19 protein-coding genes and 1 pseudogene are annotated in these 23,567 nt (G+C 35.5%); 7 read left to right on the top strand and 13 right to left on the bottom strand.

Annotated elements, in window-relative coordinates; translation table 11 throughout:
* Positions 1 to 6: 6 nt before the first annotated feature.
* A complete protein-coding gene (locus AC27VX_RS21785; RefSeq protein WP_236854701.1) occupies positions 7 to 603 on the bottom strand; it encodes a Crp/Fnr family transcriptional regulator in 597 nt (198 codons plus the stop codon).
* Between the two features lie 119 nt (positions 604 to 722).
* Positions 723 to 1,079 (bottom strand): winged helix-turn-helix transcriptional regulator, encoded by a 357-nt coding sequence (locus tag AC27VX_RS21780; RefSeq protein ID WP_488697935.1) that lies wholly within the window; start codon positions 1,077 to 1,079, stop codon positions 723 to 725.
* Positions 1,080 to 1,196: 117 nt separating this feature from the next.
* Here AC27VX_RS21780 and AC27VX_RS21775 point away from each other — a divergent pair, with 117 nt between their 5' ends.
* Complete coding sequence (locus AC27VX_RS21775) at positions 1,197 to 1,799, top strand: FMN-dependent NADH-azoreductase (RefSeq protein ID WP_488697933.1); 603 nt, start codon at positions 1,197 to 1,199, stop codon at positions 1,797 to 1,799.
* Between the two features lie 90 nt (positions 1,800 to 1,889).
* Here the strand turns inward: AC27VX_RS21775 and AC27VX_RS21770 are convergent, their stop codons facing one another.
* The 7 genes from AC27VX_RS21770 to AC27VX_RS21740 all read right to left on the bottom strand — a co-directional run bounded on the left by AC27VX_RS21770 (position 1,890) and on the right by AC27VX_RS21740 (position 8,873).
* Positions 1,890 to 2,558, bottom strand: coding sequence for a DNA-3-methyladenine glycosylase family protein (locus AC27VX_RS21770; RefSeq protein WP_488697931.1), 669 nt, complete (start codon positions 2,556 to 2,558; stop codon positions 1,890 to 1,892).
* 16 nt (positions 2,559 to 2,574) lie between these two features.
* Positions 2,575 to 3,087, bottom strand: a complete 513-nt coding sequence (locus AC27VX_RS21765) for a methylated-DNA--[protein]-cysteine S-methyltransferase (RefSeq protein WP_488697929.1) — start codon at positions 3,085 to 3,087, stop codon at positions 2,575 to 2,577.
* Between the two features lie 15 nt (positions 3,088 to 3,102).
* Positions 3,103 to 4,497: an MFS transporter gene (locus tag AC27VX_RS21760; RefSeq protein ID WP_236854706.1), complete on the bottom strand. Its 1,395-nt coding sequence runs from the start codon at positions 4,495 to 4,497 to the stop codon at positions 3,103 to 3,105.
* Between the two features lies 1 nt (position 4,498).
* On the bottom strand, positions 4,499 to 5,062 hold the full coding sequence (locus AC27VX_RS21755) for a TetR/AcrR family transcriptional regulator (protein WP_488697927.1): 564 nt from the start codon (positions 5,060 to 5,062) through the stop codon (positions 4,499 to 4,501).
* Between the two features lie 388 nt (positions 5,063 to 5,450).
* Complete coding sequence (locus AC27VX_RS21750) at positions 5,451 to 6,107, bottom strand: TetR/AcrR family transcriptional regulator (RefSeq protein WP_488697925.1); 657 nt, start codon at positions 6,105 to 6,107, stop codon at positions 5,451 to 5,453.
* Positions 6,108 to 6,809: 702 nt separating this feature from the next.
* Complete coding sequence (locus AC27VX_RS21745; RefSeq protein WP_488697923.1) at positions 6,810 to 7,445, bottom strand: TetR/AcrR family transcriptional regulator; 636 nt, start codon at positions 7,443 to 7,445, stop codon at positions 6,810 to 6,812.
* A 777-nt stretch (positions 7,446 to 8,222) separates the two neighbouring features.
* Positions 8,223 to 8,873: a TetR/AcrR family transcriptional regulator gene (locus AC27VX_RS21740; protein ID WP_488697921.1), complete on the bottom strand. Its 651-nt coding sequence runs from the start codon at positions 8,871 to 8,873 to the stop codon at positions 8,223 to 8,225.
* A gap of 1,720 nt (positions 8,874 to 10,593) precedes the next feature.
* Between AC27VX_RS21740 and AC27VX_RS21735 the strand changes: the two genes are divergently transcribed.
* Positions 10,594 to 10,953 (top strand): prevent-host-death protein, encoded by a 360-nt coding sequence (locus AC27VX_RS21735; RefSeq protein WP_488697919.1) that lies wholly within the window; start codon positions 10,594 to 10,596, stop codon positions 10,951 to 10,953.
* Positions 10,954 to 11,326: 373 nt separating this feature from the next.
* Here the strand turns inward: AC27VX_RS21735 and AC27VX_RS21730 are convergent, their stop codons facing one another.
* Complete coding sequence (locus AC27VX_RS21730; RefSeq protein WP_488697917.1) at positions 11,327 to 12,085, bottom strand: response regulator transcription factor; 759 nt, start codon at positions 12,083 to 12,085, stop codon at positions 11,327 to 11,329.
* A gap of 830 nt (positions 12,086 to 12,915) precedes the next feature.
* Between AC27VX_RS21730 and AC27VX_RS21725 the strand changes: the two are divergent.
* From AC27VX_RS21725 to AC27VX_RS21710, 4 genes and pseudogenes are all read left to right on the top strand, one after another.
* Positions 12,916 to 13,092, top strand: a pseudogene (locus AC27VX_RS21725) (T9SS type A sorting domain-containing protein); the annotation flags it as partial.
* Positions 13,093 to 13,150: 58 nt separating this feature from the next.
* Positions 13,151 to 16,222 carry a T9SS type B sorting domain-containing protein gene (locus tag AC27VX_RS21720; RefSeq protein WP_488697915.1) on the top strand — a complete coding sequence of 1,024 codons (3,072 nt, stop codon included), beginning with the start codon at positions 13,151 to 13,153 and terminating at the stop codon, positions 16,220 to 16,222.
* A gap of 114 nt (positions 16,223 to 16,336) precedes the next feature.
* Positions 16,337 to 19,159 (top strand): T9SS type B sorting domain-containing protein, encoded by a 2,823-nt coding sequence (locus AC27VX_RS21715; protein WP_236854714.1) that lies wholly within the window; start codon positions 16,337 to 16,339, stop codon positions 19,157 to 19,159.
* 80 nt (positions 19,160 to 19,239) lie between these two features.
* The gene (locus AC27VX_RS21710; RefSeq protein ID WP_236854715.1) at positions 19,240 to 19,677 is read left to right on the top strand and encodes a hypothetical protein; all 438 of its coding nucleotides are present in this window, start codon (positions 19,240 to 19,242) and stop codon (positions 19,675 to 19,677) included.
* 105 nt (positions 19,678 to 19,782) lie between these two features.
* Here the strand turns inward: AC27VX_RS21710 and AC27VX_RS21705 are convergent, their stop codons facing one another.
* Positions 19,783 to 20,910, bottom strand: a complete 1,128-nt coding sequence (locus AC27VX_RS21705; protein WP_300690481.1) for an alpha/beta hydrolase-fold protein — start codon at positions 20,908 to 20,910, stop codon at positions 19,783 to 19,785.
* 68 nt (positions 20,911 to 20,978) lie between these two features.
* Positions 20,979 to 21,128: a hypothetical protein gene (locus AC27VX_RS21700; protein ID WP_236854717.1), complete on the bottom strand. Its 150-nt coding sequence runs from the start codon at positions 21,126 to 21,128 to the stop codon at positions 20,979 to 20,981.
* Positions 21,129 to 21,543: 415 nt separating this feature from the next.
* Between AC27VX_RS21700 and AC27VX_RS21695 the strand changes: the two genes are divergently transcribed.
* Positions 21,544 to 22,572: a LacI family DNA-binding transcriptional regulator gene (locus tag AC27VX_RS21695; protein WP_236854718.1), complete on the top strand. Its 1,029-nt coding sequence runs from the start codon at positions 21,544 to 21,546 to the stop codon at positions 22,570 to 22,572.
* Between the two features lie 238 nt (positions 22,573 to 22,810).
* Here AC27VX_RS21695 and AC27VX_RS21690 read toward each other — a convergent pair whose 3' ends face one another.
* Complete coding sequence (locus AC27VX_RS21690) at positions 22,811 to 23,536, bottom strand: WG repeat-containing protein (RefSeq protein ID WP_488697911.1); 726 nt, start codon at positions 23,534 to 23,536, stop codon at positions 22,811 to 22,813.
* Positions 23,537 to 23,567: the final 31 nt, after the last annotated feature.

Raw genomic sequence — 23,567 nt, 5'->3', positions numbered from 1 at the left:
CAGATCTTAATAATAGATCTTGGTGCTGTCCAGTTTGACAAGTTTCAGCTCGTTCATTTTTTTGATATACCTGATGACAGTTTCTACCCGAAGACCTGTTAAAGTAGCTATCTGCTGTCTGGTATAAGGAACAAGAAAAGAATAGGCTTCCTCAAATCCGAAATAACCCTTGATGTGATCAAATAATTTTTCAAGTTTTACAATAGGATCTGAAATCACCAGAAAACTGGAAATCATATATCTGAAATGCAGCCTTTCTGCTGTATATTTATTCAGTTCCAGCATTAATAAAGGATTTTCCAGCAGTATCTGCAGCAATTTGTCTTTAGGAATTTTGATAATTTCACAGGAAGTGACTGCAATAGCATTAACAGCATAATTGTGGCCGGTAAATAAGTAGCTTTCCCCAATGCAGTGTCCGTCAAAGGGAATACCGTGTACAAACTCTTTTCCATCTTCCAGGAAAGTATTCAGTTTCACAGTACCATACTTTATCTGAAAATAGTATTTAGCAGCCGTTCCTTCCTCAAAAATATAATCTGCTGCATTATATTTTTCAAGTTTGGCTCCATGCGACAATAACAGGTCTTCATTTATGATCATCTTGTCATTCTTAATTTGGGTAAAAATACTGAAAGTATGATGAATATTATAGTTTAGCAAATATCATTATTCTTTTCGGGGGGTAATTCCGGAGTTTATATGCTCAGAAGTTTGCCTTATCAGGCTGTGATTTTCTTCTTATGCTTTACTCCCCATTCTGCCAGGGCAGCAATAACATCTTTTAATGATTCACTATATACGGTAGGAACATATTCTACCAGTACAGGTTTCTGATCGGTAAGAACGGTTCTTTCAACCAGGTGGTTAACTTCTAATTTTTTCAGTTCGCTGGACAGTACTCTTGCTGAGATACCATTAATGGTGCGCTGTAGTTCATTGAACCTTGTATGTCCGCCCAAAATTGCAATCATCACTCTTATGGTCCACCGTCCTCCCAGAACATACAAAGCATCTTCAGTAGCAGCGAGATGAGTGCTGCATTGCGGCCGTGAATACACTATTTTTTCGTCTTCCATATTGTTTATTTCTATTGCAGCTAACCTAAATGTTATTACTAACCTTTTGGTAACTGCTATCTTTTTATTAGTAAATATAAATAATTTTGACCTGTCAATTTTAAAAAAGATAAAAAAATGAAACAAGTACTTCATATTATTTCAAGTCCAAGAAGTGAATCATCAGTCAGCAAAAAACTGGGAAATGCTGTTGTAGAAAAAATTACCGCAAAATACCCTGACAGTGTTTTTAAAAAACGTGACTTAACAAATCCTCTTTTTCCTCATCTGGAAGAAAATCATATCAATGCATTTTTTACTCCGGCTGAAAACCGTACTTCCGAGCAATTGGAATCTGTAAAGCTTTCGGATACGGTAATTGCTGAATTACAGGAAGCAGATATCATCATCATTGAAGCTCCGCTGTATAATTTCAGTATTACTTCTACCTTGAAATCCTGGCTTGACCATATTGCAAGAGCAGGGGTTACTTTCCGTTATAATGAAAATGGTCCGGAAGGAATGATTAAAAACAAGAAAGTATATGTCGCTTTTTCAAGCGGCGGTATTTATTCCGAAGGAGAAAGACAGGCCTATGATTTTGTAGTACCTTACCTTCAGAAAACGCTTGGCTTTTTGGGAATGACAGATATTTCTGTTGTCCGTGCGGAAGGTTTATCCGTTCCGGTAATTCAGGAAATGGCTTTACAAAAAGGGATTGAAAGCATTGTAGTAGAATAGAAACTTAAAAAGTGGTCTCAAAAGTTTAATTGTCTGACTTTTGGGATCACTTTTTTCTTTTAAGTTGATGAATGGTTTTTAAATGGGTATCTAAGTTTTCTTTTTTACCGGATCAGAAAGGTAATAATGCCAAAGCATCATCGAAGCCACTGAGCGGAAAGGTTTCCACTGTTCACTTATTTCCAGAATCTCTTCTTTTGTAGTTGAGGATGAAAGCTGTTTGAGGCGTTTTAAGGCATTCACTGCCGCCAAATCTCCAATAGGAAAAATATCCGTTCTCTGAAGGGTAAACATCAGATAGACATCGGCAGTCCAGTTTCCGATCCCTTTCAGACTTACTAAAATCCTTCGAACCTCTTCATCTGACATTTGCGGTAAGCTTTCAAGGTCGATATCACTGTTTACAATAGCCTGTGCCAGCCCTCTGATGTAAATCGTTTTCTGCCGGCTGACATAACACGCTCTCATCTCTTCATCATTAAGCCTAAGAATGGCTTCCGGAGTTATTTTATTTGTTTTTTCTTTAAGCTTGTTTAGGGCTGCCAAAGCAGATGCCAGAGAAACCTGCTGTTCCAGAATAATATGAACAACTGTTTCAAAAGTATTTTCGCGGGTCCACATCGGGGGATAACCATGTGTATCTAAAATCCACTTCAAATCTTTATCCTGATCAGCCAGATATTCACATAATTTCTGAAAATTATCTGTACTGAATGTTTCCGTTTCAACTATTGGAATGGCAGGGTTTCTGTTTTTCATAGTACGATGCTTAAGATTAAAATAAAGTAGGTATGGTAAAACCTCTCTCAAGATCAAGCAGAACGGATTTATTTTCTATACCTCCTGCAAAACCGACCAGCTTTCCGGATGCTCCCACAATTCTGTGGCAGGGAACAATAATAGATACTGGATTTTTATTTAAAGCTCCTCCTACAGCACGAACAGCTTTTATATCTCCAAGAATTCTGGCCAGATCGCCATATGTTTTTGTGATGCCATATGGTATTTTTAACAAAGCTTCCCATACTTTCATTTGAAATTCAGTGCCTTTCAAATCAAGAGGAACCTCAAAGACTTTCCTTTTATTTTCAAAATATTCTGTCAGCTGTTGTTCAGTCTGCAAAAGGACAGGTGATTCATCCTGACGGACAGGAACGGAAAGTTTTGTTCTTTTATAATCTTCGCCTTCCCACAATATGGCAGCAAGACCTTTGTCAGAAGCAATAAGTCTTATATTTCCTACTGGTGACTGTACCTCTTTATATACTAGCTGTTCAGAGTTTTCCATCTTTCTTTTTTTTAATTATTGATCTCCACTTACTGCTTTTTTACCGGGAAGCAGATATAGCATTATTCCCACCAGTACTACACAAGTCAATATTCCTATGATCCCGGCCTGATAGGCAGCCTGCCATCCATTTTTAGAAAAATAGAAAAACACACCACCAATAATACTTACTCCGAGTGCAGAAGCGGTCTGCTGAAATGTTGAATAAATTCCCGCTGCTGCTCCGGCATATTGCTGAGGAACATTTTTGAGGGCAATATTAAGCAATGAAGGAAGTACCAGTCCGTTTCCAAAGCCCCATAGTGCCATCAATCCAATAATTAACCCCGTACTGATTCCGGGTTTCCACAATTCCATCTGTAAATAAAATGCCAATGCCAGAATAGTAACGCCAAACTGTAAAACCCGCTTTCCAAATATAATGATCATTCGCGAGGCAATTACAGAAGAGGCAATAAATAATATCCCCGGTGCTATAAAATACAGTCCGCAATCCAGTGCCGAAACACCGAGACCGTTCTGCAGATAAACCGCACTCAGCAAAAGATAGGCTGTATGCAGCATAAAATGGAATAAGACAGCTACCAATCCAATATTAAAATCTTTAATCTGAAATAATCGTACATCAATCAAAGGGTTTTCATTTCTGCTGAGTTTATTTTTCTGATTGTAAATAAAGAATAGAAAAAGACACCCCGATGAAACAATCAATCCCAAGCTCCATAATGGCCAGCCTGCCTCTCTCCCCTGAATTAAAGGATAAATAAGAGAAAATAGAGCCAGTGTCAAAATCGATATACCTATATAATCAAATTTTGTATTCTGATGTTTCTGTGTTTCCGTTACATATTTATGGGTAGCCCAGAGGGTGATAATTCCTATGGGAAGATTAATAAAAAAGATGAGCCTCCAGCCTTCTATTACCCAATGAGTATCTGATAAATATCCTCCTAAAATCTGCCCTATTGCTGCTGCCGTTCCTAAAGTAATCCCATACAGCCCAAATGCTTTTGCTCGTTCTTTTGTATCTGTAAAGAGAACCTGAATGAAGGCAATAGTCTGAGGTACCATAAATGAAGCACTCAATCCCTGAAAAAACCGGGTGACATTAAGTTGTAAAGCAGAGTTTGACAATCCACATAAACATGAAGCGACTGTAAAGGCAAACATTCCCCAGAAGAAAACCTTTTTCCTCCCGAAGTGGTCTCCTGCTCTTCCTCCGGTAATAAGGAAAGCTGCATATCCCAGAAGGTATCCGGCAATAACAAGCTGCATTTCAGCATCTGTCCCATGTACCCCTTTCTTAATGGTAGGAATCGCAACATTGATGATAAATACGTCTATTACAGAAAGTAAAGGGGCTGCCAATACAATCACCAGTTCCAGCCATTTATTTGTTACCTCTTTCATCTCAGATCAGTTTTTGGATAATATGCTTTGCAGATTGTATGGGACTGGCGCTTTTAAAAACAGAGGCAGTCACAATAGCCCCTTCCAGCATGGTATAAATTGTTTCCGTCAGTTCTTCATCTGTCAATTCTTTTTTATGACCGGAATCAGCCACTAAGCCTTTAATGAATTCTTTGCTGTGCTGCTTCATAAGCCGGATCTGGGCCAGAACACGGGGATCGTCCGTACCAGCTTCATCATTTACTTTTATAAAAGGACATCCTCCGAATTGCCTGATTTCTTGCCGTTCTATATGATAGTCAAAAATTGCCAGAAGCTTTTTCTGAGGATCTTTCACTTTGGTTACGGAATTTTCCAACCTGCTGAACCAACGTTCATGAGTACGCTGAACATAAGCAACCAATAAGTCTGTCTTTGTTTCAAAGTGCTTATATAAGGATGCCTTTGCCACGTCTGCTTCATCTATAATCTGATTGATACCTGTATTGCTGTAGCCCTGAGTATAAAACAAATGCTCAGCAGTATCCAATATTTTGTCTATAACAACCTGTCCTCTATGTTTCATGAGACAAAGCTACACATAAATAGACAAGTCTGTCTATTTATTTTATATAAAACTAATATCGATATTATATATTATCACTTGCTTAATAGTCATCGTAATAATCCGACTTTTTATTGATCTTAACGAAAATGATTTTTCAATTAATTGACGATTAATTAAAAAAAAAGCATCCAAAACACCCTGATACAAAGGATTCCCGATCATAGTTCAAAAAAACAGCACTATAAATTACATCGAAAACTGAACCTCATTTTCTGAGATTTAATTAATTTCTGATAAACAAAAATTGATAATAATTAAAGAATAATACTTAATTACTCATCAAAAAAAAGAGGCAAATCAATGCCTCTTTTTTGTATTTTAATTGAAATTTAGTTTAAAATTGATCTTATGAATCTCCTTCAGGAATCAGATTGTTGTAAGTCTGCTCAACTAAGAAAGATATTGCTCTTTTTACAGATGCGCGTCCTTCCGGCGAATTCATGTCAACTCCGCAAAAGACACTTCCGTTCAAAGAAGAATACATATTCAGGTAATAAAGACCTGAAACCATTATTGCCATTATTGAGCGATAGATATCCATTTTCTCTTTGAAATGAGGGGTCATCATCAGTTCAAAAATATATTCTCCGTTTTGTTCCTGGGTATCAATTAGTTTTTTCAGTGATGTTCGGGGTTCGGATATGGTCCATAATAACAGCTTTTGAGCTTCTTTATTGGTGTATACGTAATCAAATTGCGACAGTAACATTGCCTCGATAAATGTTCTTCCACCGTCTTCTATATTCGGTTTCATCTTTTCTACTTCCTCTTTGGTTACCTGGACCCAATAATCCTGTGAGCGAAGATATTCATCCATCAAACCATCCATCCCGCCAAAATAAGTGTAGATCATTTTCTTGTCTACTCCGGCTGTAGCAGCAATATCGTTTATTTTTAATCCGGCATGTCCTTTTGTTTTCAGAATTTTCCCAACCGCATCCAAAAATTTCTTTTTGCTGCGCTCTTTATTTCTGATACTTCCCGCTGCTGATTTTCTTTCCATGACTAAAAATTCAATGATACAAGTTTAAGGATTTTTTTATAATTATTAATCACTATATGGTGTTTTATTTTAAATATTTTTATTAACTCAACTATAAGGTATTCAAAAAAGTATTATTCTAATCCAAATAAGCAGACAATCGGGCCACTCTAGCTGGAACTTCTTCCAATATCAGGGAAATAACAACACTTTATTTCTTTATATTCTAAATCTTGTATTTTTATTCTTTTTCAAAAAAAAACTAAAAAAACCTGCTCCAATCAACATCTGGAAGGGTTTTTATTACCTTGTTCAAATAATTTATATATTAAATTCAACTTATTTTTTAATTTTAAACACTTTATAGTGTCTTATTATGTATATTTGCACAAAACTAATAACCATTTTCATTATTAAACACAATTTAAACTGAAGAAATTAAAGAGAATTTCGAACACAAAAAGCTAAGGTAAAAGCACTCAATGTAAAACAGCATTACTAGAAAACTAATGATGCTGTTTTCTATTTTCTTCAAAATTAAGTCTTTTTTTTGATAATTCCTCTTCCTTTAGTAAGGCCAAACGCACCAGATTACAGGTATTTCTACACCAGATAAAGGCAAAAATGTCTTTTTACAATATAATAATCTCTCATTATAAAATATATCCTTATCAAGCAAAGCTCATATTGCATTCAGGCTGAGCCGGTGTTCTGATCCGGATATTATAGTTTTTTATAGGATTGTTCAACTAAAAATGATACGGCTTCTTTGATTTTATCACGCCCTTCCGGTGTATTGACATCTATGCCACAGAAAACACTGCCATTCACAGAGGAAAACATATTAAGGTAATAAAGCCCGGAAACCATAATGGCCATGATTGAACGAAATTCCTGCTCGTGCTCTTTGAACTGAGTGTCCATGAGTTTAAAAAGATGCTCTCCGTTTTCTTCCTGTGTAGCAGTAAGTTTTGCCAGTGATTTACGGGATTCTGATAATCGCCAGAGCAGCAATTTTTGAGCCTCTTCATTGCCATACACATAATCAAATTGCGACAGCAGCATTCCTTTGGTAAATGATTCCCATCCATCATCTGTTTTTGGGAGTATTTTTTCAACTTCTTTAGCGGTCGCTTTACTCCAATAATCCTGCAAACGGATATATTCATCTATCAGACCATCTAAGCCGCCAAAATAGGTATAGATCATTTTCTTATCTACTCCGGCTGTGGCTGCAATATCGTTTATTTTCAGACCCGCATATCCCTTTGTTTTAAGGATCTTTCCAACGGCATCCAAAAATTTCTTTTTACTGCGTTCTTTATTTCTAATACTTCCTGCTGCTGGTTTTCTTTCCATGACTAAACATTCAAAGATACAAGTTTATGAATTTTTTTTATCATTTTAAACACTAGCTAGTGTCTTATTATATATATTTGCAAAAATTTAACCATTCTATATACAGAAAATCGCTGTCAAAATTGAATGCATCAAAACTATTCAGATTGTACCATAGTTCTCCCTTAGCTTAGAATAAGGCGAATATTAGACGGCTAAGGGAAAACACTCACACAAACAGCATCATTGAAGTTGTAATGATGCTGTTTTATTTTTCTATTTTTTCTGTTGATAAAATTATTGATAAAATTTATCCCATGTCTTATAAATTCAGTTACTATTCTGTTTAATAAGCATTAATCTAAAATCTGAAAATTAAGCACATCAGGGATTTTAATTTTTAGAGCACATTTCATCTCAAACATCTATGTTCTCGGGAACAATATATCCGGATTTATTGATTTGTGTGAAAATAAAATAAAATAAAATAAAATAAAGGGTTGAATTAATACTCAGGACGTCCATCAGTTTCAGTCTTTAATCATAAAATTCAAAAAAAAATATTTACTAGACACTTTATAGTGTCTTAATGTGTATATTTGTGTCTAACTAACAACCATTCTATATATTAAAAACTATCTAAGTTGAAAAACCAAAACAATTCAGATTGTATTACTCAGTTTCATCCATTCAAGAGAATGAAGAAACACCAACTAAGGTAAAAAACTACAAAACAGCACTATAGGATTTTCTTATGGTGCTGTTTGCATATCTATAAAGATCAATGCAAGATCTCTTTTATTCTGGAGATTTCAGAGTTTTATAGGATTGATCTAGTAAAAAAGACACTGCTTTTTTTATTTTATTTCGCCCTTCAGTGGTATTAACGTCTATTCCACAAAAGATACTCCCATTTACAGAAGAATACATATTAAGGTAATAGAGTCCTGAAACCAAAATTGCCATAATCGAACGAAGCTCCTGTGCATTTTCCCCGAAATGAGAATCCATCATCAGTTTAAAGATATATTCTCCATTTTGTTCCTGGTTGGCAGTCAGTTTTGCCAGTGATTTTCGAGGTTCGGATAAGCGCCACAACAATAATTTCTGCGCTTCTTTATTGTTGTATACATAATCAAACTGAGACAACAGCATTTCTTCCATAAATATTCTACCTCCATCATCTATCTTCGGTTTTATTTTTTCAATTTCCTCCACTGTTACTTTACTCCAATAATCCTGTGAGCGAATATATTCATCCATCAGACCATCCATTCCTCCGAAATAATTGTAAATCATCTTTTTATCTACTCCGGCGATAGTTGCAATATCATTAATCTTTAACGCGGCATATCCTTTAGTTTTAAGGATCTTTCCAACGGCATCTAAAAATTTCTTTTTACTTCGTTCTTTATTGCGGATACTACCTCCTACTGACTTTCTTTCCATGGTAAATATTAGATGATACAAGTTTAAGGAAATTCTCTCTACTTTAGACACTGTCGAGTGTCTAATTTTGTATATTTGCAGAAACTAAAACCATTCTAAATAAGAAAGTACCGTTAAAGTGGGAGAATTAGAAACAATTGAGAGTGTAATTATGCTCGTTCCTTTTAAAAATAGTTTAAAATATTAAGCAACCAATGGAAAATATTTACACAAAAATGTCGTTAGAAATTCGATGATCTTTTTTTGAGTTTAAAGAGTAGGCACAAAGATTTCTTCACGATCTCCTTTTTTTTAAAATTAAATCTGAATTAATACATTTCCTGCTTTTTATTCATAATTTAATCAACTCAAAAACAATACTTTAAAGTCATTATTGTAAAATAAACTAGAAAAAAGGCAAAAAAAATCAAATTTTAAACACTTTATAGTGTCTTATTTCATATATTTGCATCAAACTAATAACCGTTTTGTATTTTAAAACACTATCTAAGTTGAAAAAGAAGAAAAATTCAGACCGTAATTATGTTCCCTCAATTTAAAGATAGTTTCGAATATTAAACAACTAAGGTAAAAACACTTACACAAAGACATCATTAGAAATCTAATGGTGTTTTTTGTTTTCAGGAAAAGATTACTCCGCCTGCTGTTTTCCACCTTTATCCGACATATTTGCAAGCTGATAGGGTTTAACTACAACTTTTCCCTCCTCAAATAAACCGTATAAAACCCTCATATAAAGAACATTACATTAATTATCGTAAAATAAATTAAAAAAAAATAAATTTTAAACACTTTATAGTGTCTTATTTCATATATTTGCATCAAACTAATAACCGTTTTATATTTTAAATCACTATTTAAGTTAGAAATTCAGGTCGTCATTACGTCCCTCAACTTAAAGATAGTTTCGAATATTAAACAACTAAGGTAAGATCATTTACCCAAGAGTATCATTAGAAATCTAATGGTACTTTTTCATTTTCAGGAAAGGCATTCTGCCAACTGCTGTTTTTGATGGATTAGACTACATCGGATATTTTTTTCTTACTAATTATTCCCCTGAGCGACTTCTATCACCCATTTTCTTTCCATTATCATAAAATAATAAGAGAGAAGGTAAAAAAAAACAAATATTAGACACTTTACAGTGTCTTATTTTGTATATTTGCACCAAACTAATAACCATTTTATATATTAAACACGATCCAGGTTGAAAAACTAAAAAGAATTTCGAGAAAAAACCACTAAGGTAAGAACACAAAACTTAGTCAGCAGCAATAGAATTCTAATGCTGCTGTTTTATTTTTGTATAAAAAAAATTCACTTTATTAACAGCAGCCAGCAAAGCTATTGATTACTGTCAGTTCTCTAAAAATCATAAAAACAGCTTCTACAAAACATGAAGTTCTAATGTTACTTTTGAGTAGCATAACATATTATATTCCGATAGCTATTTCTGGCTTTCTTTTATTTCTGACTGATTGCTTACTCTAAAAGATTTTGCCTATCCATGCTTATTTAATCAATATTATATAAAATCTATTCATCTATTTAATTGATTATCTACACATTTCGGGTATTTATCTTCAAAAACATAATGTTCAATTTAGTATCTACAGCAATTGAATGATAGGACATAATTAAATTATGGGAATAATCTATCAAAAATGGGCTGTGATTTGGTATAATTAAGCCTATATTTACCAAAAAATTTAAATTAATGAATTATAAGCTTGAGCTCAACACTCAGGAGCCTAACTCTAAAATTGTTTTTAATACGGTCATATTTGATTCGTTCAAGGTTAATATAGTTGAAAGATATATCGGTTCTATGAAGGCTCGTCCAACATTATGTGAAGCTTTATTTAAAGTCAGAACTTTAGACGATACAATGATTGAAAGAAGGGATGGTAATACCAGAGTAAAGATTAAAGGTGATGATTTTGAAGTCTACCACAGATTAAGCAGAGATCTGAACTCTTACGAGTACAAGAACAGATTGGTCAACAGAAAAGATGTTGAACAGAATTATGTTCATTTCATTTTGAGTTTAGTGATCGCTAACTATCAATTAAATTAATCTGTCCTTAGTATTTTAATCCCCTGCTGGCAGGCTCAACACCCATCTTTTGTTCAAAAAAAAATTGTAGTAATCCAATACTTCAATTCTATGTTATGGACATGGTCGGAGTACTCTGTATGCTGGGAATTTTATCGATACCGTTTTGTACTTTGTGAAAATAGATCAACTCATCCTGATGTTTCTTAGAATGTCATGATTTCCAATAAGCAGATGGAAGTTCTAAAGCAAAGACAGAAAGATTAAAAATAGATTTTTCAATCCTCAAAAATCCCAGCAGATGTTGGGGTTTTCTTTTGATGGTACTATAATCAATACATTTCAAGGATAAAAAAATCAAAATATCCGGCTGCCTGGCTTTATTTAAATTTTTCTAAATCAGATTATTGGTGATCACATAAGAAATGGCTTCAATAATATTTTTGACTCCTATTCTCTCAAATAATTTGCTTCTGTGAAACTTGATGGTACTTGGAGCCACAAAGAGCTGTTCTGCAATCTCTTCTATTTTCAATCCCTGAAGATAAAGTCTGATGATTTCAATTTCCCTTATTTTTAAGGTTATTTTGGCTTCTTCTGACCATTTTCCTGTAGAGAGATTATATTTCCAGTAGGTATCGGAAGTATTTGATAGTACGCGAATATTACCAGCAGCACGGTTGAGTGAGTATGAAACCACACATACTATTTTAGAAATGTCTCCTTTTTCGCACAATTCTATGGGTGTAATTTTATGATTGATAAGTACATCAACACTATTGGCGTATTTAACATGAAAATCATAAGTAATAGTATGCCGTTTTTTCTCTTCCGGTGAAAGACATTCAAAGAATTTGAATCCATAGATCTTCACTTTTTTCAATATGTCAAGATCTTCTGATCTTGTATATTTACGAAAAAAATTGAATCCCATTTTCTCTACTTCAACAGAGCCCAGCCCTGAAAAAAGAAAACGGTTCTCGGAAATAAGCTCCATTTTCCCAGTTTTCAGATCTGCAATGTAAATACAGCCAAAATTGGTTTCTGCTACAGCTTTAAGTGTATTAAAGTATTTGTTTGATACATTTTTTTCATCTGATTTTGGTAAAACCGACGAATTATCGCTACAAACTGAATTTATTATATCACTCATATTTTTGACATGATATTAGTGGACACAAAACTATTTTATTAGATTATTTTTACAAACATATCCATAATTAAGCTAAATAAAAAATCTATTAAAACTTAATTATAATTAAACATAAAACTGAAAATCTTTTATTTCAACATTAAAAAAATCTATAATTCCCCATTTTATTGATTATTTCCATATCTGTTAAAAATGTTTTCAGATTTTTTGGGGTACAAATTAGAAAATAAATGAAAAGATCAAAGACAATAAGGTTTCAGGAAAGTCTTTTTTAATAAGACAAAATTCACATATCCTTTATTACAAAAGAGCCTCATGATTATTCATCATCATTTTAATTCATCACTAAAGGAATTAAAACTATACGAAAGTATAGTAATATTAAATTTTTATTAAATTATTTTTACCCAAATCATAATTATAAAGTAAAAAAATCTAATAACCCTTCTAATAAAATGAAAGAACATCCAAAAATAATCACAGACTTGCCGGTAGCTAAGCTATCGTAAAGTTAAGAATTTTGATAATAAAAAAACATTAAGTAATTTCTGATTTGCAGGTGAGTATTTTGTAATGAATTTAATATTTTGTTTATAAAATAATCACGGATATCATTCAAAATAATTATACAAATCTTTTTTGCTTCGAATGTTGAACGTAATTAAAAAGAAATAATTCTATTATTCTTCCGATTCAGATCGCGTATCTCAAAATAGGTGATCAGGTGAAATAACAGGATCCTCCCCTTCCCACTTAGCGCCCAAATTTTTGATAATGAATCAATATCTCTGGATTTCTAAACGAAATTTCCAGGGCCGTATTGGTACGTCACGAATATAAGCTCAAAAGCTAAATATAAGCTTTATAGTGCTGCAGGAAGACTAGTATCAATTGGTATCACCCTGAATAACTCTATTAATGTAAGTAACCTTATCAATGGGGTTTATGTAATAGAAATAGAAGATGTTCGAGGAACCATACAAAAGAAATTCATAAAAGAACCATAACAGCTTTTATTAGTAATGAACTCAACCTTATTTTTCAGAAATTATAATTCTATCGCGCATGAAAAACTTTATATTTAGTCTATTAAGCCTCTTTCTGACGTTCGGCTCTTTATTCGGACAAAGAGATACTGAACATTGGATAGCTCCTTACTATGCTTCAACAAGCTACACCGAGGCTTTGTATTTATCTACAGATTCTCTGATTCCTTTTGATGTTACAGTGTATAGCAATAATATTGCCCTGGGAACTGTCACCATCAGTAAAGGCAGTCCACAGATTTATACGGTTCCTGTCACTAATATAGCCGCCACAGTTCCTGCTGAAGCTTTCACAGTGATCAATAAAGGCTTATATCTTAACGGTGCCAAACCTTTCTACTGCACGCTTAGAATGGTGAGCAACACTACTCACGCAGAAATTGTTACGAGCAAAGGTAAGGCAGGAATTGGGAAGGAGTTTTATGTAGCTGCAACTCCGTCTCCTTTTTCAAGTACGGGAAATAATTTCACTGCCGGTATTTTGGCTACAGAGAATGCGACCTCAGTAACGGTAACGTGGAATGCGGGTGTCAATTTTCTGGGCACTGCCCCAGCAGGTACAACGCATACTTTTATCCTGAATAAAGGAGAGTCTTTTATCTTCGCAGGTAATGGAGCCAATTCCTCGAATATAGGATCATTCATTGGAGCAAAAGTAGTTTCTGACAAGCCGGTTACTCTTACCAACGGAAACGTTAACGGAAATTTTGGAACTACAACCAATTCAGGATCGGATGCCATTTTGGATCAGGCTGTTCCTGTAGAAAGGTTGGGAAGTACATTTGCAATGGTAAGAACAAGATCTACCGCAGCAGACTTAGAGGGTGGCATTGTGATCGCTACTGAAAATAATACGGATATATTTTTAAATGGCTCTACCACGCCCGCTGCTACAATCAATCAGGGAGAATGGTATAGAATTTCAGGGGATGCTTATGTACTTCAGGGGACTTCCGGACATGCCAATATGTTTATAACCACCTCAAAAAATGTCTATTTGTATCAGCTGGTAGCTGTTAATAACAGTAGTGCGACTTGCGGGTTCAATTATATTCCTCCATTAAACTGTTTTCTACCGAGAAAAATAGACGAGATCGGCAAAATCAATGAAATGCCACTTCCTAATCCTACCCCAAGCGATATGGTCATTAAGTTAAATATCCTAACTGAAGCCGGCGCAACGGTAACAGTCAACGGAAATTTCCCTAATGCTACTCAGGGGCCTTATCCGCTGACCGGAAATGCATCATGGGTAACTTATGCGATAGAAGGAATTACAGGTAACGTAACTATTATTTCTGACAAAGCAGTCACTGCCGGTATCAATGGAGGATACAACACTTCCGGATATGGAGGGTATTTTGCAGGATTTTCATCAATCCCTGTAATTGCAAAAAAAACAGGAGACTGTGTTCCGGGTATTGTGCTGGAAGTAGATGACGGATATGATTCTTATCAATGGTTCTTAAATGGAGCTGCCATACCGGGAGCCACATCCCATACCTACACTCCTACTCAGGCAGGAAATTACACCGTAAAAGTAACAATGGGAAGCTGTCCACCGGTTACGACTCCTATTTATAAAGTCTTCCCTTGTTTATATGACTCTACTTCAACGGTTAATTCATGTGCTTCAAAGGTTATTACCCCAGCATTCTCCAATTCTGCCCAGACGCCACTGGGAAGTACAGTCACCATAAGTACTCCTCCCGCTCACGGAACTGTTACCTCACCCAACCCTACTACAGGGGCATTTACATATGTTCCCAATACAGGATATATAGGCCCGGACCTTATTGTATACCAGTTTTGCAGTAATGCACCGGAATTTATTGATTGTGAAAAAGTAACTTTACATTTAAATGTTGTACCATTCATTCTGGATGATGCCACCGTTAAAGCATGTCAGTATAACGGAAAAGGATTTTTTGACTTAACAAAAGCTGCTGTTACTTCTTACAGTCCTGTAGTGAAAAAGTTCTACCTTAGTATGGCAGATCTTACTTCTGACTCCAATCCAATTACAGATCCTACAAATTATAACTCTGCCGCCGGAGTTGTGTATGTAAAGGTAACGACCAGTGAAGGATGTACGGGCACTGCTAAAATTACGTTAGCTTTCTTTCCTTCTCCTGTAGTACATGATGGTTTGTTAAGTGAATGTTTTCTTCCGGAAGCAGAAAATCAGTCAAAATTTGATCTGACAGCGGCCAACATCACAAATGAAACACCTGTCACAAAGAGTTTTTATACAACATTAACGGATGCCGGCAATGATACCAATGAAATCCAGAATCCGACAGCTTATATCTCTGCAAATGCCACTGTTTATGCAAGAGTTTACAACGCAGACGGATGTTATTCCATTGCAAAAATTATTCTTAAGGTAATTCCTCCGAAAAGATCTGCAGTACTTACAGATAGAATCATTTGTATAGATGCCAAAACTACGTTAGATGCAGGCCCCGGATATGCTTCTTACCAATGGAGTACCGGAGCAACTACGCAAACAATACAGGATGTCATGGTGGGAACATACTGGGTCATTCTTGAAGATAACGGATGCTTTGTTAAACAGCCCGTCAATGTTAAAAAATCTCAGGATCCGGTGATTCAGGAAGTTGAAATTTCCAATAATACTGCAACCGTTCATATATCAGGAGGAAAAGCATCTTATCAATATGCGGTAGACACTCCTTCTAACTGGCAGGACTCTAACGTTTTCACAGGACTTACAAGAGGCCAGCATACATTCTATGTAAAAGATGCATATAACTGTACGCCGGTTTCTGTAGAAGTAACAGTACCTAACCTTATTAATGCGATCACGCCAAACGGAGATCATAAAAATGATTTTATTGACTATAGTGAATTGGCTTATAAGGAGAATCTTTCATTCGTAGTGTATGACAGGTATGGAAACAAGATTTTCACCGGAAATAAGTTTAATAACTACAGGTGGGACGGAAAGCATTTCGATAAAAAAATAACAACTGACACTTATTGGTATCATATTAACTGGAACGAATCCAACAAAGAAAAGACCCCAATTAAGTATACAGGATGGATTTTAGTGAAAAATATTGAATAATTTTCAAAATAACAGCTTAATGAACTACGATTATTCATCGTGGTTCATTAAATTTAACAAAAATTTAACCTAATAAACAATTTTCTATTATTCAGTGAACAAACTTTACATTATATGAAAAACTATCTACTCATTTTATTATTAATTATCTTAGGCATCAATGTCTCGGCTCAAAGGGATACCGACCATTGGTTTGCGCCTTATTATGCCTCTACAAGCTATACCCAGGCATTATATTTATCCACAGATTCAGTAGCTCCTTTTGTTGTTACTATTAACAGTAATAATGCACCTATCGGTACTGTTACCATTAGTAAAGGAGCCCCTCAGACTTTTGTTGTACCCATACCTAATATAGCTGCTACAGTAACATCAGATGCGTTCAATGTTATCAATAAAGGACTATATGTACAGGGAACCAAACCATTCTACTGCTCATTAAGAATGGTAAGCAGCACTACGCATGCTGAAATTGTAACCAGTAAAGGTAAAGCCGGAATTGGTAAAGAGTTTTATGTTGCAGGAACGCCTACTACCGCATCATCTTCAGGTTTTAACTTTACCGCAGGGGTGATGGCAACAGAAAACAATACGGTTGTGACTACTACCTGGAGTGGAAATGTAACATTCTTTGGTGCTACGCCGCCAGCCAATACCCATACTGTTACCTTAAATAAAGGACAGTCTTTTATTTTTGCAGGAGGTACTGGAACTAATGGACTTAACCAATCTGCTTTTATAGGAGCCAAGATTGTTGCTGATAAACCCATCACTCTTACCAACGGCAATATCAATGGAAATTTTGGAAATAATACATCTTCAGGATCAGATGGAATCCTTGATCAGGCCGTACCTACAGAAAGACTTGGAAGTACTTTTGCCATGGTAAGAACCCGATCAAGCAATCCGGATCTGGAAGGAGGTATTGTTATTGGAACTGAAGACAATACCCAAATATTCATTAACGGAGCCAATACGCCTATCGCTACAATCAACAGTGGTGAATATTACAGGATCCAGGGAAGCAATTATGTTCAGCAGGGAACTTCCGGGCATTTCAATATGTTCATTACCACTTCAAAAAATGTATATCTGTATCAATTGGTTTCAGTGGATAACAGCAGTGCAACCTGTGGTTTCAACTATATCCCGCCATTAAACTGTTTCTTACCCAGAAAAATTGATGAAATAGGAAAAATCAACGAGATGCCAACCGGAACCGGAACAAGCAGTACTGTTCCAAGCGGAACCGTTGTAAAATTGAATATTTTAACAGAAGCAGGAGCTAATGTAACCGTAAACGGTATTACTCCTACAGCGGCACAAGGACCTTTCCCTTTAACAGGAAATTCTAACTGGGTTACTTATGCATTGTCACCTATCACCGGAAATGTGACCATTATTTCTGATAAAGCCGTAACTGCAGGTATTAACGGAGGGTACAGTACATCAGGTTACGGTGGATACTTCTCGGGGTTCTCCTCTATTCCATTAATTGCCAAGCAGACAGGAGACTGTATTCCAGGTCTTGTTCTGGAGGTTGATGACAGCTACGATACCTACCAGTGGTATCTGAACGGAAATCCTATTCCCGGGGCCAACTCCAACAGCTATACTCCTGTAGCTTCAGGAAACTATACGGTAAAAATCTCAGTAGGCTCATGTACTCCGGCAACCACTCCGGTTTATAAAGTATATACCTGTCTGAATGAGACCACCAAAGCAATGACTGTTTGTGAAGGCTACCAGTCTATTGTTCCCGAATTTACAAATTCTACCCAAACTTATGTACCGAGTACGGTAACCATCATTACGCCTCCGGCAAACGGTACGGCAACTGTAGATCCGGCAGGAGTTGTTAATTATGTTCCAAACTTTGGGTATATGGGAATGGATACTATTGTTTATAAATTCTGCGGAAACAACCCGGACTTTACAGATTGTGAACAGGTAACTTTAACATTAACTGTTTCTGAAAGCCCAATCGTAAAAGATGTTACTTTAAAATCATGTTTTACACCTGCTAACCCTGTATTGGGATTATTTGATTTAACATCCGCAGGAGTTAATGTGCAGCCGGGAACTACCAGAAAATATTATCCATCCCCTACCGATGCACAGAACGGAACAAACGAAATCCTTACCCCGGCCAATTACATTGCTCCAAACGGTGTAGTTTATATCAAAGTAAGCAATGCCAACGGATGTTTTAAAATTGCAGAAGTAACTCTTGTTGTGATCCCTCCAATGTACTCAGATGTTTTAAAAGATAAAATAATCTGTATGGAAAATACCACAACATTAGATGCCGGACCTGGTTTCACAGGGTATTTATGGAGTACGGGAGCAACCACCCAGGTTGTCAACAACTTAGGAGTGGGTGTTTATTGGGTTGATCTTAAAACCAGAGAATGTACAACCAGACAGACGGTTAAAATCTACCCTTCCGAAAATCCTGTTATTTCCGATGTTAATATTACAAACAATACTGTTACAATAACTGTTATTGCCGGAACACCACCTTACCAGTATTCAATGGATAATATCAACTGGCAGGATGACAATGTATTTACCAACGTACCTAGAGGGGTTACTACCTTCTATGTAAAAGATTCTTACAACTGTGTTCCTTTGCAGGTAGATATTACCGTACCTAATCTGATTAACGTAATCACCCCTAATGGCGATGGAGTAAATGATGTACTTGACTATTCTGCTTTAGCCGGAAAATCCAATTTAACATTTAACATTTATGACAGATATGGAAGTAAGATCCATGAAGGAAATAAGCAAAGCGGATACAAATGGGACGGAACTATTGCAGGAAAAAAAGTAGCCACAGGGACTTATTGGTTTGATCTTGGCTGGAATGAGTCCAACACCAAGCAGACTCCAATAAAATTCACAGGATGGGTTATGGTAAAAAACAGAGACTAACTGATCCTAAAGATTGAAAAGAGCCACGGATCCGATCACAAAAAAATAATTTACTTACTATTTAAATATCTATTTTTATTATGAAAAAGCTTTTATATACATTTCTAATTTTTGCTTCAGGAATGGTACTCGCGCAAAAAAGCAATACTGTAAAATTTGCCGTTTACAATGATGTAATAGGAACAGCTAAAATGTTTGACAACTACAAAAGCAGTATTGAAAAGATAAATGTTTTTAAGACTAAAGCAAACCTTCCTTCCCATCTGAAAAAGTTTGAATACCTTGCTGATAATGGTTTGGCAGAAGTGAAACTGAAAAAAAATGGGGCCTATCCCGACAGTATATCTCTTGAACTTCTTAACAGTCAGAACAACGTACCGAAAAACAGCCCGGTATTTATTGATGGCTATAAGATTGAAGGGCCGGATACCAGAATTTATAGTGAAATGATTGAAAATACTGACATTATAGATTATAATGGGCAGAAGTGTTTAAGCATATCTACCGCAAAAAAGTAAATGCTCTTCCAGATAAAAAGCTAGTAAAAAAACAACAGGCTGTCTCCAAAGTGAGGCAGCCTGTTGTTTTTTATAAAAATAAATACAGTAAAAATCCACTCTAAATTATTTGAATATTTTTTGTGCAAACCGGTAAAGGCATCTTCTCCAGGTCAGCCATTCATGGTAGGTTTGTGGAGATTTGTACTGAGAATACGGATACTTATTTTGTTTAAAATAAGTAACGATAGCTTCGTTAAATTCAAGGAATCTATGGTCCTCTTTCTCTCCAATTCCGATAAAGAAGAAAGGCTTCTGTCTTGACTTTAAGAGATTACCGATAGGAAGTTCCTTAAAAGGTTCTATTTTGGTTCCCTCATAAATGACAGGACTAAATGATCCAATAGCAGAAAATAACTCAGGATGACGGGATCCAATCAGCATAGCCTGATAACTTCCACGGGAAAGTCCTGCAATAGCCCTTTTACTTGTAGTTTTATATTTCTTTTCAATGTAAGGAATCAGTTCCTGAACCACAATCCTGTCAAGGTTTTGAGCAGAAAGTACAGTTCTCGGATAATTGTCCGGCATTTTTTCTTCTTCAGGGTTAAGAGCAACTCCGTAATCCATCACCACGATCATTTCTTTCGCCTTTTTCTCTGCAAAAAGATTGTCCAGAATATTTCTGATATATCCTTGTTTTTCCCATCCGGTAATATCCTCACCAGTTCCATGATAAAGATATAAAACAGGAAGTCTTTCAGTTCCGTAACCTGGAGGAAGGTAAACTTTAAAATTTCTCTTTCCATGAGTAATGATCGAGTTCAAAGAATCATCAACAATTTTCCCGTGCTTTACCTTTTTCTCAAAGAAGAAATCTTCTCGTGAATCTACTTCAATAGCACTCGTCGGCTGGCCATAGCCAAAATAAAGCTCGGTATTGGGATCATTGGTTCGTTTACCATCCACATTGAACCAGTAATAATGAAATCCTATTTCCATGGGTGAAGCAGAAATTCTCCAAAAACCATCTTTGTCTTTGTTAACAGTAGTTTTCAAATTCTGCATCCCGTCTCCCCCTTCTAAAGTAACAGATTTTGCCTCGGGAAAATAAACTTTAAACTGAGCTTTGCCTTCGGGGGTGATCTTAGGAAATTCTTTTCCTTTCTGTGCTGTTACAGAGGTCTCTTCTTTTTGGGAAAATACCATAACAGAGGATAAAGTAACTATAGAAGTGATTATAAAGTTTCGCATTGAGTTCGTTTCAGAATGATAGAAAGCGTGTAATTTAAGAATTTAAACTTAAAAATGCTATCACTTCCCTATTCCAAATGGTTAATTCCTGCGATAAAATTTTCATGAAAAGCTGTATTATGATCGTAATCATAATAAAATATCTTGATATCACTTACTTTTGAAAATGATAATCTTAGTGATATCACTATCACACCAAAATCTTTTAGCTTCCCCATGAGGGAAGTTTTTTAATTCATTTTAACCGGTTTCATAGGTGTTTTTTATTTTGAACGATAACTACAGATAAAACGTATTAAAGCCCTAATCATCGATCCTATAATCCGAAAACATTCTTTTTAAATAAAAATCTGAAATCGTTCGGTCGAAATAGTAAATCTTTAAATGTTTCTTCCAGATCGTGAATGATGATTCCGGATTCTTCCCTCTTTTTCGATCAATTATAAATTCCCGCCAATAAATAACAATTCTAACGCAAACATAATCAACCATTTAAAACAACAGAAAAGGCAATAGGTATTCAATATCATACCTGGCAACATAAAATACGCTGGTTTTCCTTTTAAATAGCTATAATTTGATTAAATTTAACCTTTATAATGTAGGTATAAAAACACGTAGAAAAATCTCTGTATGAATAAGAAAAGTGCCACCATCTATGATATTTCAAAGAAGCTTAACGTGAGTGTGGCAACTGTTTCAAGAGCATTGAACGACCATCCGAGAATAAGCCAGGCCACGAAAGAACTGGTACGCCAAACGGCCAAGGAAATGAACTATAAGCAAAATAACCTTGCCAAAGCCTTAAAAAGTGGTGAAACCAAAAATGTCGGCATCATTGTTCCTTACATCAACACCAACTTCTTTTCATCTGTGATACGGGGAATTGAGGAGGAGCTTTCTCCGCTTGGGTATCATGTGATTATCTGCCAGAGCCACGAAGATGCCAATATTGAAAAAAGACAGCTTAATACCTTGCTTAATGCTCAGGTAGACGGCATTTTCATGTCTGTATCCAAAACGACAACAGATACCACCCATATCCAAAACATTTTAGACACCTCCAATACACCGATTATCTTTTTTGACCGTAAAAAAGATATCGCAGGCATCAGCACCGTGACCATTGATGATTATCGCGGGGGGTATATGGCCACCGAACACCTGATCAAAGAAGGTTATAAAAATATCTGTCATTTTGCAGGAGACCTTAACCTTGAAATTTATCAGAATCGTCTTAACGGGTATAAGCAGGCTCTTACGGATCACCATTTACCTGTAAAAGAAGACAATATAATTTCTACAGAGAGTTCAATAGATGGCGGAATTGAAGCTATTAAAAAGCTTTGGAATAAAAAATCTGTTCCCGATGCTATATTTTCGTCCAGTGATTTTGCAGCCTTAGGCGCTTGCCAGGAATTGAAAAAACGCAACATAAAGATTCCTCAGGAAGTTGCTGTTATTGGTTTTTCCAACGAGCCTTTCACTCAATTTATGGAGCTTCCGATCAGTTCAGTTGATCAGACTCCGGTATTAATGGGAAAAATGGCTGGGCAGGTATTTTTGGAAAGTGTAAAAGAGAATGGATCCGGAGTTTCCATTGAGAAAAAGGTTGTGCTTACCCCGCAGCTTTATATCCGAAAATCGTCTAAGAAAAAATAGTTTTTCTTCTGAGATTGATTGTTTACATAAGCTATCAACAGCCTGTTTGTTATTCTGACGAAGGAAGAATCTCAATTTATAATCAATAGGTAAGTTTTGGCTTAAGCCAATGATAATTTCTCTTTTTTTAAAACGGGCTCCTTTTCATTACGCTCAGGATAATAACCCGTTCCTATTGAATGAGATTGTCGTTTTTTCATTCTGTTCCCAATCTTCATGCAGGCTCGAGGGTGTAAGATCAAAACTGATGAATCTTTTGAAATTCATAGGAAAAGGGGTGATAATCAAGATTGGTATGTTTTTTATATTCTTCGGGAAACTTTTCAATAACGTCATAGTACATCCCCAATTCGGTCTCTATATTCTGGAAGCGACTGAGGTAAATCACTTTCCATAAACCACCGCCTATTGAGAGTACGTCTTTTTTGTTATCTCCATGATACCATTTTATAATGGGAGTATCTCCTATATTACAGCATACAGTATGCTGATCCAGGATATCTATCCACTGATATTCTACAGGAATCAGGATCTGGTTTTCTGTATTGATCAGCCCCCACTTTCCCTGTCCTAGCCTTCCCTTATATTCGTCACCATTCCACGACTTGTTATCCCATAAAAATTCGTAAAAAAGCTCATTAGACTCATCATCATATTTCCAATGATAGTCACCTATAAAAATCTTAAAATATTTTTGATCGATCAAAGGAGATATATAATCATAAACAGGAGGTATAATCTGGAAGCCATTAATTAGCATAACACCCCATTTTTTCTCTCCTTCAATCATATTATAAAATCGAACCATTCCATTTGAATAATCAACGATTTTTGACACCTTAAGTTCCTCTATATTATTATACTCATCAGCTGTATAGACTTTTCCGTCTTTGTACTGAAAGATTGATATTTTAAGTCTTTTAGATAAGAAAATGGTCTCATAAAGCTCTAAAGGATTTTCCATATTATTTTGTACATCTTAGATGTAAAGTTTT

Source organism: Chryseobacterium sp. 14P4.3.2 (genome assembly GCF_057799275.1).
This window is presented reverse-complemented; position numbering and strand designations above follow the sequence as displayed.

Bases quoted from the DNA above. Each gene is read 5' to 3' on its own strand.
- AC27VX_RS21785 (WP_236854701.1), bottom strand. From the start codon at position 603: ATGATCATAAATGAAGACCTGTTATTGTCGCATGGAGCCAAACTTGAA.
- AC27VX_RS21780 (WP_488697935.1), bottom strand. From the start codon at position 1,079: ATGGAAGACGAAAAAATAGTGTATTCACGGCCGCAATGCAGCACTCAT.
- AC27VX_RS21775 (WP_488697933.1), top strand. From the start codon at position 1,197: ATGAAACAAGTACTTCATATTATTTCAAGTCCAAGAAGTGAATCATCA.
- AC27VX_RS21770 (WP_488697931.1), bottom strand. From the start codon at position 2,558: ATGAAAAACAGAAACCCTGCCATTCCAATAGTTGAAACGGAAACATTC.
- AC27VX_RS21765 (WP_488697929.1), bottom strand. From the start codon at position 3,087: ATGGAAAACTCTGAACAGCTAGTATATAAAGAGGTACAGTCACCAGTA.
- AC27VX_RS21760 (WP_236854706.1), bottom strand. From the start codon at position 4,497: ATGAAAGAGGTAACAAATAAATGGCTGGAACTGGTGATTGTATTGGCA.
- AC27VX_RS21755 (WP_488697927.1), bottom strand. From the start codon at position 5,062: ATGAAACATAGAGGACAGGTTGTTATAGACAAAATATTGGATACTGCT.
- AC27VX_RS21750 (WP_488697925.1), bottom strand. From the start codon at position 6,107: ATGGAAAGAAAATCAGCAGCGGGAAGTATCAGAAATAAAGAGCGCAGC.
- AC27VX_RS21745 (WP_488697923.1), bottom strand. From the start codon at position 7,445: ATGGAAAGAAAACCAGCAGCAGGAAGTATTAGAAATAAAGAACGCAGT.
- AC27VX_RS21740 (WP_488697921.1), bottom strand. From the start codon at position 8,873: ATGGAAAGAAAGTCAGTAGGAGGTAGTATCCGCAATAAAGAACGAAGT.
- AC27VX_RS21735 (WP_488697919.1), top strand. From the start codon at position 10,594: ATGAATTATAAGCTTGAGCTCAACACTCAGGAGCCTAACTCTAAAATT.
- AC27VX_RS21730 (WP_488697917.1), bottom strand. From the start codon at position 12,085: ATGAGTGATATAATAAATTCAGTTTGTAGCGATAATTCGTCGGTTTTA.
- AC27VX_RS21720 (WP_488697915.1), top strand. From the start codon at position 13,151: ATGAAAAACTTTATATTTAGTCTATTAAGCCTCTTTCTGACGTTCGGC.
- AC27VX_RS21715 (WP_236854714.1), top strand. From the start codon at position 16,337: ATGAAAAACTATCTACTCATTTTATTATTAATTATCTTAGGCATCAAT.
- AC27VX_RS21710 (WP_236854715.1), top strand. From the start codon at position 19,240: ATGAAAAAGCTTTTATATACATTTCTAATTTTTGCTTCAGGAATGGTA.
- AC27VX_RS21705 (WP_300690481.1), bottom strand. From the start codon at position 20,910: ATGCGAAACTTTATAATCACTTCTATAGTTACTTTATCCTCTGTTATG.
- AC27VX_RS21700 (WP_236854717.1), bottom strand. From the start codon at position 21,128: ATGGGGAAGCTAAAAGATTTTGGTGTGATAGTGATATCACTAAGATTA.
- AC27VX_RS21695 (WP_236854718.1), top strand. From the start codon at position 21,544: ATGAATAAGAAAAGTGCCACCATCTATGATATTTCAAAGAAGCTTAAC.
- AC27VX_RS21690 (WP_488697911.1), bottom strand. From the start codon at position 23,536: ATGGAAAATCCTTTAGAGCTTTATGAGACCATTTTCTTATCTAAAAGA.